This window comes from Actinomadura sp. NEAU-AAG7 (genome assembly GCF_018603865.1).
In the GTDB taxonomy this organism is placed as follows: Bacteria; Actinomycetota; Actinomycetes; order Streptosporangiales; family Streptosporangiaceae; genus Spirillospora; species Spirillospora litoris.
Genome location: NZ_JAHFZY010000007.1, coordinates 213,867 through 225,780 on the forward strand (window position 1 = coordinate 213,867; position 11,914 = coordinate 225,780).

Sequence of the window (11,914 nt, forward strand, 5' to 3'; positions counted from 1 at the left end):
GTGGGTGTTGGTCAATCCGTGCCGGCCAGAGTTGTGGGCCCAGGACTCCGCGGCCCAGGGGCCGCAGTCCCCGGCGTCGACGCCGGCGCGGTATCGAGAGAAGATGAACGCCCTCAAGCACCGCTTCGAGGGGTTGCCCGCCGATGCCATCGGCGCGTCGAGCCCCAGCGCAGTGGCCGGTCCGGCGGGGACCACCCCGACTGTGTGAAGCCTCAGCCCTCAGACCGAGTAAGCATGCAAAGGGGCAGTGGGGTGCTCAGGTCTCTCGACGGTGGTCGGACCTGGTGCCGGAAGGTGTTGATCCGGTCGCGTCACATCGGACGGAGGAGCTCAGGCGCCGCCCATCCGGAACCACTCCCACGGCCCGATATAGTCCGCGCGTGCGCGGAGCATCCCGTTGCGGTCGCCCTCGTAGTTGAGCTCGGCCGACACGAACTTGCCGTTGGCCTTCGACTTGAACGCCCACAGGTCCCGGGTTTGGTTGTAGTAGAGGTCGAACTTCTCCCATTCGCCGGCCACGTCCGCCCGCGCGCGGAGCATCGCGTAGTTCTTCCAATCGTAGTTGAGTTCAGCCGACACGAATTTCTGGTTGGCGCCCGACCTGATCGTCCAGGTCAGTTTTCCCCACACCTCCAAGTGGAACCTCTCCCACTCGGCGGCGACGTCCGCCCGCGCGCGGAGCATGCCGTGGTCGCCGCGACCGTAGTTGAGTTCGGCCGACACCAGCTTGCCATTGGCGTCAGAGGTGAGGGTGGAGCCGGCCATCCTCTTACCGAAAGGAGAATTCGCCGCTGTCACCAGGACGAAGCGGTCGCCGGTGGCGGCGGACGCGCCGGCGGCCGTGACGGAGCCCAACAGGCCAGGAGCGGCCACCATGAGCGCAACCCTGATCATCAAACGACGCATGAAGATCCCCCTCGTCCGGACGGCCCCGGCGTTTGCGGGGCGGCTCCGCACCGAATACTCAACGATCAAAAGGGGATGCGCAATAGCCGGTTCCGCCGAGGAGTGCCCGTAGTGGCCGCTTGCGGACCCATGCGGCTTGTATTCACCCAGCCCGGCGGGACGGTCGCTGCCATTCCAATGACCGAATGCGGTCCATCGGGAACGGTCCTTTCGACGTCGAGCCGTATTCGCAATACCGGTGGTCACCGCATTCACTCCGCCCCCGTCAGCCAGGGCCGGTTCTGCAGATTGCTGGCGCGCCGCCGGGCGGCCCGGGCCGCACCTGACCACGGCCCGCAGAGTGCACCTCCGGCTACGACGTTGCGAGTTGGATCCACCCGGACCTCCTCGGTGGCCCCGTTTCCGGACCCAACTGATCCGAAGGTCGCTGCAAAGCTGGTGGCCGATGACCAGGTCCGCGGTGTCGAGCATGTCGGCGATGGCGGCGTCGGCGGCGTCGATGAGGTCTTGGGTTTGCCCGGGGCCGGAGACGTAGAGGGCGTGGTAGGCGAACTCGGCCGGGGATGCGCCGGGCGTGCGGGGGATGGTGAGCCAGGTGATCGACCAGCAGAATGGGACGTTGCCGTTGCTGACCCGGTAGTTCTTGGTCCACTCCACATCCAGCGAGGCCGCCAGCAGGTGACCGGCGCCGGGGACGGGAGTGGGTGTGCGGTGGATGATCACTCGGGTTCCTGGCGGGACATATATGGCGTTCGAGAGTTCGCCGGTTCAGCGATCACGGGCGTCCTTGTCGTGGAACTGCTGAGTGGGGAAGCAGACTCCCACCCTGTTCTCAAGCTCGGTCGCAACGTTCAGGTTCTGCGACCATTCGTAGAGCCCGAGGTGTCGGGCGGCGATCAGCGCGGACACCAGAGCACGCTCGATCGCCCACGCGGCGAGCCGTTCCCGCTTGTACTGCCCGGGCTCATGTGCGCGGGGGGCCGCTTCCGTCACGGCCTGTGGCTGAGCCGCCCGCCCGAGGGAACTCAGCGTCAGGTCGGCGGCCTCGGTCTGGCGCTGAAAGTGGTCGCTGTCGCCGCCGACGTGGTCCTGGTCGCCGCTGTCCTCGCCGATCCTGTCGCCGGGCAGGTCGTAGGCGGTGTCGAGGTAGGTGCTCTGGCCGTGGCGGCGGCTGCCGCGTCAGGGCCACTCGGCTGCCAGCGCGTGCAGGCCGCGCCCGAACTCGTTGTCGCCGCACCTGGGTCGTGCTGGTCGATGGCACTAGAGGGTGTCTGACTCCCTGCCGGTTATCTGCCTGGAGGCCCTACGCGCGCTGCCGCGCCTGGTTGACGCCCATGGTCCATCCACCGAAACCCAGGATGCTCCCCAGCAACCCCAATCTCACGACACCACCCCACGCAGCTAACCGTGTAGCGCCGACCACCATCGAGAGCCGGTTACCGCTTCCTCGCGCGTGCTCCCCTTGCTCCTGCCGGGAACCAGGAACGACGGGAGCACGCCCGGTTCCCGAATCGCTCCGAACGGATGTCAACGAGCGTCAGCCGCCGCTGACCTGCGGTATCTCGAAAACCGTAGGTCAGCGATGAGCGCGGACTACCTTGACACGGTAGAGGCCACTGGTTCAATCCCAGGTATCGCCCACCACAAACGCCCAGGTCAGCCCATAAACGGCGGCTTGGGCGTTTTTGGTTTGGCGGAGTCGGGGCCGAAATCGGGAGCACACTGCTCCACGGGCCGTCGTGGACTGCCCCATCTTAGGTAGTGGTCAAACGGGAGCATCTGCTTCCCGCCTCGAACCACACTCGGTCGTCACGTTTGGTCCTTGCGGGTTCGGCGGGTCAGGGTGGCCCAGCGGCGTTGGAGTTGAGCAATCAAGCGTCGGCGCATGGTGTCGGCGACGTGGCTGTAGACGCCTGGGATGCCTTTCATCTGATGGCCCGTCCACTCCTGTTTGAGTACTTCAACGCGTTGATGATGGTCTTGTGGTGTTGGCGAAGACCGTGGAGGACCGCGCCAGGCAGGGTCGGGGGCTGTTGTGGGGGGTTTCCGTCGCAGGCGGGTCGCCGGATGCGGTGGGCGAAGTCGGAGCGTCGTAGCCACTCCCCCGCGCCGCCGATGAACAGCTGGTCATGGTCGCGGCCGACGATGATCTCCTCCAGCAGTCGGACCAGGAAGCCGGCGGTCAGGACGGGCAAGATCGTCGGCAGGGCCGCAGAGTCCCAGGTCGTGGGGGCCGACGGGCAGGTCCTGCGCACCTTGAGGTGACCGGTAACGGCCATCCGCCGACGAGCGGGGCACATGTGCTCCGGGCTGCGGAAATCGGAAGCCGGGCTCCTGCCGAACGGCCAGTCCACATGTGGCACTTCCCCGATGGGCTGCGACACCTGACCATGATCCGTTTCGTTGCATTACAATGATGGGCCAGCACTTGAAGTGCCGGGGAGCCGCCCCTCCTCCGGAGCCGAGAGGGCGCGTGCGCGTAGGACAGAGCGCAGAGCGCCGCCCCCGTCAGTCACTCGCGAAAGAAGGCCACCGGAGACGTTGGAACAAGTGTTGTTGCGTTCCATCGACATCGCCTGGAAGTTGTCGTGCGCGTGCCACCAGAAAAGAGGGCCCTCTCCGAACCGTTGAGAGACCCTGGACCGATGAATCCGTGTAAGCGTTGTGGATGAGACTGCAATCATTATTCCGCTCTGCCGAAACCGTGCCACGGCTCGCAGATAGGAGGTCTCTGACTCGATGGGCCGTACACAACCCGTAGCGCCGTCACGACCGGACGTTATCAGGCACGGCGAGACGCAGCGGCTTCACGGCGCGCTCGACGCTCTCGACCAGGGGCGGGGCCAGATCATCGAGTTGGTGGGGGAGCCCGGGATCGGCAAGACCCGGCTGCTCGCCGAGATGATGGGCGAGGCGCAGCGCCGCGGCCTCGCGGTGTTCCACACCCGCTGCACCGAGTTCGAGCAGAGCATTCCCTACCAGGTGTTCGCCCATCTGCTGGCGGCCCGGCCGATGACCGACCGGCTCCTGCAACTTCCCGCGGACGACCGCAACCTGATCGGCAAGGTCGTGACGCGCCCGCAGACCGGGTGCGCCGAGGCGGAACGGCCCGCGGCCTGGTACCGCTACCGGCTGTCGTTCTCCATGCGCACCCTTCTCGGCGGGCTGGCGGAGAAGGTCGTCCTGGTGATCGAGGACTTCCACTGGGCGGACGCCGAGTCGGTCGAGCTGATCGACTACCTCGTCCGCCGACCGGTCGAGGGGCCGCTGCTGATCGTGATCGTGCACCGGCCGCGGCAGGCGTCTCCGCGGCTGCGCAGCAGCCTCGCGCACGGCATCGAGCTGGGGTCGGTGGCACGGATCGAGCTGGGGCCGCTGTCGCTGGAGCAGTCCGCCCGCCTGCTGGGCGTGCCCCGTGAAGAGCCGGGGTTCGTGGAGCTGCATATGGCCAGCCAGGGCGTCCCGCTGTACCTGCTGGCGCTGGCGGCGGGCGGTCATGCGCTCGACGGCGACCTCCCGTCCGGCGATCCTCCGGCGCACCTGTCCGGCCTGCTGCTGGGCGAGGTCATGGCGCTGGACACACGTGAGTCGTTCGTCGCGGCGGCCGCCGCGGTGCTGGGCGAGCACTGCGTGATGGACGCCCTGATCAAGGTCGCGGAGATCGGCTCCGCCGACGTCTCGAAGGCGGTCGACACGCTCATCGCCCGCGACGTGCTGCGTCCGGTCAACAGCGGCGTGGGCTTCACCTTCCGGCACCCGATCATGCGATGGGTCGTCTACGCGAACGCTGACCTGACCTGGCGGCTGTGCGCCCATCGCAAGGCGCTCGCGGTGCTGGCCGAGCACGGGGCGCCCGCGGCCGAGCAGGCGGTGCACGTGGAGCGTTCGATCGCCCGTGCCGAGCCGCCGGACCTGGACGTCCTGACGCGGGCCGCCGAGGACGCCCTGATCACCGACCCCGGCCGGGCCTCGCACTGGCTGGAGGTCGCGCTCCAGGCGTTCCCCGAGGGACGGATGGAACCGCGAAAGCGGATCGAGCTGCTCCTGCTGCGTACCCGGGCGCTGGGTCTGGCCGGCCGGCTGTCGGAGAGCCGCGACCTGCTCCACCAGGTGCTGCGGGCGGTCGGCGACGACCACGGCGACCTGCGTGCCTCGACGGTCGCGTTCTGCGCGGTGATCGAATGCCTGCTCGGGCATTTCGCCGAGGCGCGGGCGCTGCTCGCGGGTGAGCTGGACACCATTCTGACCTGCGACGACCCGCCGGCGGGGGCGGCGACCCTGCTCATCGAGCACGGGATCATCGGCGCGTTCGACGGGCAGATGCCGAGCTGCGCCCAGGTGAAGTGCGCCGTGCGGCTGGCGCGCCGGCACGGGGACCGGGTGGCCGAGGCCGGCGCCCTGGTCCTCAACGGACTCTGCGACGCGTTCAACAGCATCCCCCAGGCCCGTGCCTCGCTGGCGGTCGGCTCGGGGTACATCGACCGGTTGTCGGACGCGGAGCTGGCCGCCCATCCCGAGTACCTGGGGCTGCTCGGCTGGGCCGAGACCCTCGCCGGGCTGTTCCAGGACTCCCAGCGGCACTTCGCACGCGGCATGGACATCGCCCGCAAGTTCGGACGCAGCTACATGCTCCCGGCCATGCTCCTCGGCCTCGGCAACGTGCACCGGCACATCGGGCACCTGGCGGACGCGCGGCGGACGGCCACCGAGGCACGGGAGCTGGCCGAGGGCTTCGACGCCGATCACCTTTCCGGCCTCGCCCTGGCGCTGGAGTCGCTCGCCATGGCCGAGGGAACCGGCGAGGGCGTCAGCGAGACGGCGGTGCGGCTGGCGGAGGAGGCGTTCTTCATCCTGCGCTCCCGGGACTTCTTCTGGAGCACGGCGGGGGCGATCGCGGTGGCGATCGCGGCCTGGTACGACGGCGGCCCGCGGCGGTCCATGATGCTGCTGCTCGACGCCGGTGGCGGCTGCGACCTGCCGCGCATCCCGCCGTTCCAGCGGGTGCAGGCCCTCACGCTGATCCTCGCGGCGTCGCTGGCCGTCGGCGAGCCGCTCCCGCAATGCGCGGAACTCGCCGAGGAGGAGGCGGCGGGCCTCGACCTGCCCTCGCCGCGCGCCTACGCGCGGGTGGCGCGGGCCATGGTGCTGAAGCACGAGGGGCGCTCCGCCGAGGCCGCCGAGGCGTACCAGGAGGCCGCGGGCCTCTTCTCCGAGGCGGGGATGATTCACGCGCAGTCGAGATCGCTCCTGCTGGCCGCCCACGACCTCGCCCAGGGCGGCCCGCGCCGGGAGCTGCGGTCCAACCTCGTCCTGGCCCGGGAGCTGGCGCGCCGCTGCGGCGCCGACCGGGCCGCGGAGGCCGCGGCGCAACTGCTGAGGAGCCTCGACGAGGGTTCCGCCCCTACGGCGCCGCACACGGACCTGTCCGTCCTCACCGAGCGGGAACGCGAGATCGCGGGCATCGCGGGGACCGGGCTGCGGACCCGCGAGATCGCCGCCGCGCTCTCGCTGAGCCCTCGCACGGTCGACGTCCACCTGACGCGCATCTACCGCAAGCTCAGCATCAGCTCGCGTGCGGCGCTGGCGCGGTTGATGGCCGAGTCCGGCTGAGCGCCCCGTCCCGGTGGCTCCCAGACCACGTGCCGCCCGGCCTTCCGCAGCCTCGGCTCGCAGGGCCGACGTCGAGGTCGGGCGGCGCGTTCGGAGCACCGGGCGAGCCGTGGTCTTAGGTCACGTTTAGGCGTGCCGTACAGGATCGGCACCGATACGCAAGTCTGTTCGACCCCAGGGAAGGACCGGGGATGGACGCGTCGGACATCCGAATCCTGTCGGCCGGGACGGCGTTGCCCGGCCCGCCCGTGACCAACGCGGAGCTCGCCGGGCGCTTCGGCATGGACGCGCTGTGGGAGCAGTGGGTCGAGGTCTTCATCGGCACCCGGACCCGGCACCTGTCGGTCGATCTCGGCACCGGCGAGATCCATTCCACGCTCGCCGATCTCGGGGAGCGGGCGGCGCGGCGAGCGCTGGTCTCCGCCGGGCTGCGGGCCGCCGACGTGGACGTCGTGGTCATGGGGACGGCGACGCCCGACGCCCTCATGCCGACGACCGTCAACGTCGTCGCGGACCGGCTGGGGATCGACGGCGTACCGACCTACCAGTTGCAGAGCGGCTGCTCCGGTGCGGTCCAGGCGCTGGAGGTGGCCCGGCAGGCGCTGCTCGCGGGCGGGCACCGCACGGCCCTGGTCATCGCGGGCGACAGCTGCGCCAAGCACTTCGACCTCGGCGCCGACCTGCGTGCCATGCCGCCCGCGGAGCTCGTGAACGTGGTGCTGTTCGGCGACGGTGCCGGGGCGGCGGTGCTCATCGCGGACGCCCCGCCCGGCTCGGTGGCGATCCGGCGGGTGCTGACCAGGTTCACCGGGCGGGGACGCGCCCCCGGGCAGACGGTCGAGTGGTTCGGGCTGGCCGAGCGGGACACGCGCCGGGCGGCGATCGCCGAGGACTACAAGGCGATCGAGGAGTCGGTCCCGCGGATGTCCGCGGAGATTCTTGAGGAGCTTCTGGCGGATCTGAACTGGAAGGCGTCCGACGTCGACTTCGTGCTGCCGCCGCAACTGTCCGGCCGGATGAGCGAACGCATCGGGGAGCGGCTGGACCTGCCCCTGGCGGAGGAGATCACCTGCGTGGAGGAGACCGGGAACTGCGGGAACGGCCTGCTGTTCTTCCAGCTGGAGCCCGCGCTGCAACGGCTCGACCAAGGCGACCGCGTGGTGGGCATCGCCGTCGAGTCGAGCAAGTGGATCAAGGCCGGCTTCGCGTTGGAGCGGGTCTGATGCGCTTGAATACGGCCGACACCGGTGCGGACGGCTCTGATCCGGACCGTCCCATGGGGGCCGAGCAGATCTCCGCGTGGCTGCGGGCGGGGAGGCTGGCCGCCCGGTATCCCGAGGTGCCGGGGTTGCTCGCGGATCTCGACGCCACGGCACTGGCGCGCGCCGGGCGGCTGCTGGCCCGCCTCGACCCGGACGAGGTGGCCCGCCACCATCCGGGGATCCCGTCCGTCACGGTGGCGATCACGGGGCACGGCACGCTCGCCCCGCTGGTTCCGGCGCTCACGGCCGAGCTGGCGCGGCACGGGCTGCTGCTGCGGCCGTTCTCCGGCGACTTCGACGGTTATGTCTTCGACCTGTCCGACCCCGGCAGCGCGCTGTACGCGGTGGACCCCGACATCGCCCTCTGCGTGCTGGACCCGGCGGTCGTGTTCGACGAGGTCGCGGTGCCCTGGCGGCCCGAGGACGTCGAACGCGTCCTGGCGGGCAAGCTCCGGCTGATCGAGTGGCTCGCCGAGCGCTTCGCCGCGGTCGCGCGCGGCACGCTCGTGCTCAACACGCTTCCGCTGCCGTCGCTGCTGACCTCCCAGCTCACCGACCACCGGTCCCGCGCGCGGCTCGGCGCCGCATGGCGGGAGGCCGGGGCGGCCCTGCTGCGCCTGTCCGCGGCCCAGGAGTCGCTGGTGACGCTCGACCTGGACGCGCTGGTCGCCGAGGGCGTCCCCGCCACCGACTCGCGGATGGACCTCTACGCCCGGATGCACCTGTCCGCCGGGCTGCTCGGCAGGTACGCGCGCGAGATCGGGCACCTGGCGCGCGATCTCACGGGCCGCACCAAGAAGTGCCTGGTGGTGGACCTGGACGGGACCCTGTGGGGCGGGGTGCTGGGCGATGACGGGCGGGAGGGCATCGAGGTCGGGGAGAGTCACCGGGGCGAGGCGTTCCGCGCCTTCCAGCGGACGGTCAAGCAGATCGGGTCCCAGGGGGTGCTGCTGGCCGCGGTGAGCAAGAACGACCCCGAGCCCGTCCGGGAGGTGCTGCGCGAGCATCCCGGGATGGTGCTGCGCGAGGACGACTTCGTGCGGGTCGTCGCCAACTGGCGGCCCAAGCACGACAACCTCGCCGAGCTGGCCGACGACCTCAACATCGGCGTCGACTCCCTCGTCTTCGCCGACGACAGCGCGTTCGAGCGGGGCCTCGTCCGCCGGGAGCTGCCGGGCGTCGCGGTGGTCGCGCTGGACGGAGAGCCCGCCCTGCACGCCGAGCGGCTGCTGGCCGACGGCTGGTTCGACTCCCGCGACCTGACCGCCGACGACCGGGCCCGCGCCGCGCGCTACCGCGAGGAGCTCGCCCGCCGCGACTTCCTCGACACCTTCGACTCGCTGGAGGGCTACCTCGCCGAGCTGGACGTGCGGGTGAGGCTGGAGCCGGTGACAGAGGCACAGGTCCCGCGGGTCTCGCAGCTCACGCTGCGGACCAACCAGTTCAACCTGACGACGCGGCGGCTCCAACCGGCGGACGTGCGCGCCCTCGCCGCCGATCCGGACGCATCCGTGCTGGCCATCCACTCGGCGGACAGGTTCGGCGACAACGGGCTGGTCGGCGCGGTCTTCCTGCGCCGGGACGGGTCCGTCCTGCACATCGACAACTTTCTGCTGAGCTGCCGGGTCTTCTCCCGGGGGATCGAGCAGGCGTGCCTGACCGCCGTGCTGCGGCACGGGGCGGCGACCGGCGCGAAGGCGGTGCTCGCCCCGTACCGGCCGACCGCCAGGAACGGCAAGGTCCGGGACTTCTACCCCCGGCACGGCTTCAGCCGCGTGGGCGGCGGGTCCGGTGATGCCGAGGAGACCGGCGGGACCGGCGGGACCGGCGGGACCGAGGCGGCGGAGTTCCGGCACGACCTGCGCTCCATCGCCGCGCCACCCGCGCACCTGCGACTGATCGACGGCCTGGGAGGGGAGACACAATGACCACCATCGACGACTTCATCACCCTCGTACGCGACGAGCTGGGGCTGGAGGTCACGCCCGCCGACGCGGACCGGAGCCTCGACGAGGTGGCGGGCTGGGACTCGGTGCACCTGCTGGCCCTCGCCGGAGCGCTGGAGCGGGCGACGGGCCGCGGCCTCGTGCTGCCCGACCTGCTGGAGGCGCGGAGCCTCGCGGGCATCTACCAGGTGGCGGTGGCCACGTGACCGGCCCGTCCGTCGCGCCGCTCCCCCGGGAACGCCGGCACACCCTGTACTTCCTGGACGAGGTGCGCGCGTTCGCGCCGGTCTTCCTGGACACCGAGGTGGAGATGACCGGGCCGGCCGCGCACCGCGAGTCCGCGGACCGGCGCTACTCGACGGTGACGTACGCGGTCCACACGGCGGCGCGCGTCCTGGCCCGCCATCCCGACGCCAACGCCGCCCTCCGGGGCCGGACCCGTCCCCGGATCGCCCGCCCTCCCGGCGTCCACGCGAAGATCACTCTCGACAAGACGCTGAACGGGCGGCGCGTGGTGCTCTCGGCCGTCCTCCGCGACGCCGACAAGGCGGGCCTGGAGGAGTTGCAGCGCCAGGTGGAGCGGTACCGGGACGGCGACCCCGACGTCATGGAGGAGTTCGCCGGGCTCCGGACGCTGCACCGGCTGCCGGTGCCGCTGGGACGCGCGGCCTTCCGGCGGGTCGTCCGGCCGCTGCGGGGCAGGGCGGACCGGTTCGGCACCTTCGCCGTGACGTCGCTCGGGCATCGCCCGGTCGACGGGTTCCACTCGGTGGGCGGCACCACGGTCACCCTGGGCCTGGGCCGGGTCGTCGACCGTCCGGTGGCGCGGAGCGGCCGGGTGGTGGTCGCGCCGACCATGCGGCTCAGCCTGGCCTTCGACCACCGTGTCATCGACGGCGCGGAGGCCGCGGACGTGCTGGCGGAGATCAAGGAGGGCCTTGAGTCGTTCAAGGAGCCGCCCGGGGACGGAGACCCGCGGTGAACGACGTCGCGGAACTCAAGCGGTTCGTGCTCGTCCACGCCCGCGCGCAGGGGATCCCGGGGCGGGAGCACCAGGCGCTCCTGCGCCGCGTCGAGAACGACGACGGCGACGGCCCCGGCTCGTGGGTGCGGGCATGGGTGGAGGCGGGCGAGGCGCTGGAGCGGCAGGGCCGGTTCCTGGACGCCTGCCGCCGCTACATCATGGCCCGCTTCCCCTACGTCGACGGCCCCGCCCGGCAGGACGCCCTCGACCGGTGCCTCGCCGCCTTCGACCGGTGGCGGGACGGCAACGGGATCGAGCGCCTCGACGTCGACCTGGGCGGTGGGCGGGTCCGCTGCTGGACGACCGGTCTGGACGGGCGCGACCGCCGCCCTCTGCTGCTGGTCATGGGCGGGATCGTCAGCGTCAAGGAGCAGTGGGCGCCGGTGCTGACGCAGGCGCGGCGGCTCGGCATGGCCGGTGTCGTCGCGGAGATGCCGGGAGTGGGCGAGAACACGGCCCGGTACGGCCCGCACAGCGGGCGGCTGCTGCCGCGCATCCTGGACGCCGTGGCGGACCGGGCCGACACCGGCCGCACCTACGCGGTGGCGCTGAGCTTCAGCGGCCACCTCGCGCTCGGGTGCGCGGCCGGGGACTCCCGGATCCGGGGCGTCATCACGGTGGGCGCGCCGGTCAGCGGCTTCTTCACCGACGCCGCCTGGCAGCGGCGGGTGCCCCGCATCACGCTCGACACGCTCGCCCACATCAGCGGCGTCTCCCCCGGAGACGTCCACGCGCACCTGAGCGGCATGGCGCTGGACGGCGACCGGCTCGCCGCCGTGGACGTTCCCGTCCACTACATGGCCAGCCTCCGGGACGAGATCATCCCCGCCTCGGAGGCGGAGCTGCTCCGCCGCCACGTCCGCGGCCTGCGCCTCGTCGAGAACGACGACGTGCACGGTTCGCCGCGGCACTTCGTCGAGACCCGGTTGTGGATCGTCCGGTCGCTGCTGGAGCTGGACGGCACCCACCGGCCGCAGCGTGCCGCCCTCGGTGCGCTGCTTCGTGCCCGGCGAGCCCGCAGCCGCCTCGCCGTGGCCCGCCCCACCCGCTGATCTTCTGAAGCAGTGGCCCCCAGGCCCGAGCCCTGGGGGCGCTTCCGCATGGGCCGCCCCCGGTGAGGGGCACTCGCAAGCCGTCGTTTAGATCACGCCAAGGGTGGTCTTTAG

The 11,914-nt window shown here is 71.3% G+C and carries 9 protein-coding genes; 6 read left to right on the forward strand and 3 right to left on the reverse strand.

The window, feature by feature from the left end; genetic code table 11:
• Nucleotides 1-330: 330 nt before the first annotated feature.
• The 3 genes from KLI87_RS30515 to KLI87_RS30525 all read right to left on the reverse strand — a co-directional run bounded on the left by KLI87_RS30515 (nucleotide 331) and on the right by KLI87_RS30525 (nucleotide 3,290).
• Nucleotides 331-1,629: a hypothetical protein gene (locus KLI87_RS30515; RefSeq protein ID WP_214619833.1), complete on the reverse strand. Its 1,299-nt coding sequence runs from the start codon at nucleotides 1,627-1,629 to the stop codon at nucleotides 331-333.
• A 45-nt stretch (nucleotides 1,630-1,674) separates the two neighbouring features.
• The gene (locus KLI87_RS30520; RefSeq protein WP_214619834.1) at nucleotides 1,675-1,899 is read right to left on the reverse strand and encodes a hypothetical protein; all 225 of its coding nucleotides are present in this window, start codon (nucleotides 1,897-1,899) and stop codon (nucleotides 1,675-1,677) included.
• A gap of 932 nt (nucleotides 1,900-2,831) precedes the next feature.
• Nucleotides 2,832-3,290 (reverse strand): hypothetical protein, encoded by a 459-nt coding sequence (locus KLI87_RS30525; protein ID WP_214619835.1) that lies wholly within the window; start codon nucleotides 3,288-3,290, stop codon nucleotides 2,832-2,834.
• Nucleotides 3,291-3,645: 355 nt separating this feature from the next.
• Here KLI87_RS30525 and KLI87_RS30530 point away from each other — a divergent pair, with 355 nt between their 5' ends.
• The 6 genes from KLI87_RS30530 to KLI87_RS40515 all read left to right on the forward strand — a co-directional run bounded on the left by KLI87_RS30530 (nucleotide 3,646) and on the right by KLI87_RS40515 (nucleotide 11,800).
• Entirely contained in the window at nucleotides 3,646-6,516 is a 2,871-nt protein-coding gene (locus tag KLI87_RS30530; protein WP_156218609.1) for a LuxR family transcriptional regulator, read from the forward strand.
• Nucleotides 6,517-6,707: 191 nt separating this feature from the next.
• A complete protein-coding gene (locus KLI87_RS30535) occupies nucleotides 6,708-7,739 on the forward strand; it encodes a 3-oxoacyl-ACP synthase III family protein (RefSeq protein ID WP_214619836.1) in 1,032 nt (343 codons plus the stop codon).
• Nucleotides 7,739-9,706, forward strand: a complete 1,968-nt coding sequence (locus tag KLI87_RS30540) for an HAD family hydrolase (protein WP_214619837.1) — start codon at nucleotides 7,739-7,741, stop codon at nucleotides 9,704-9,706. The genes KLI87_RS30535 and KLI87_RS30540 overlap by 1 nt, the downstream gene beginning before the upstream one ends.
• On the forward strand, nucleotides 9,703-9,930 hold the full coding sequence (locus KLI87_RS30545; protein WP_156218611.1) for an acyl carrier protein: 228 nt from the start codon (nucleotides 9,703-9,705) through the stop codon (nucleotides 9,928-9,930). The genes KLI87_RS30540 and KLI87_RS30545 overlap by 4 nt, the downstream gene beginning before the upstream one ends.
• Nucleotides 9,927-10,706, forward strand: a complete 780-nt coding sequence (locus KLI87_RS41675; RefSeq protein WP_214619838.1) for a 2-oxo acid dehydrogenase subunit E2 — start codon at nucleotides 9,927-9,929, stop codon at nucleotides 10,704-10,706. The genes KLI87_RS30545 and KLI87_RS41675 overlap by 4 nt, the downstream gene beginning before the upstream one ends.
• Nucleotides 10,703-11,800, forward strand: coding sequence for an alpha/beta fold hydrolase (locus KLI87_RS40515; protein WP_214619839.1), 1,098 nt, complete (start codon nucleotides 10,703-10,705; stop codon nucleotides 11,798-11,800). The genes KLI87_RS41675 and KLI87_RS40515 overlap by 4 nt, the downstream gene beginning before the upstream one ends.
• The last annotated feature ends 114 nt before the right edge of the window (nucleotides 11,801-11,914 follow it).

Excerpts from the sequence above, each read along its gene's own strand:
- KLI87_RS30545 (WP_156218611.1), top strand. The coding sequence starts at position 9,703 with ATGACCACCATCGACGACTTCATCACCCTCGTACGCGACGAGCTGGGG.
- KLI87_RS30540 (WP_214619837.1), top strand. The coding sequence starts at position 7,739 with ATGCGCTTGAATACGGCCGACACCGGTGCGGACGGCTCTGATCCGGAC.
- KLI87_RS30535 (WP_214619836.1), top strand. The coding sequence starts at position 6,708 with ATGGACGCGTCGGACATCCGAATCCTGTCGGCCGGGACGGCGTTGCCC.
- KLI87_RS30530 (WP_156218609.1), top strand. The coding sequence starts at position 3,646 with ATGGGCCGTACACAACCCGTAGCGCCGTCACGACCGGACGTTATCAGG.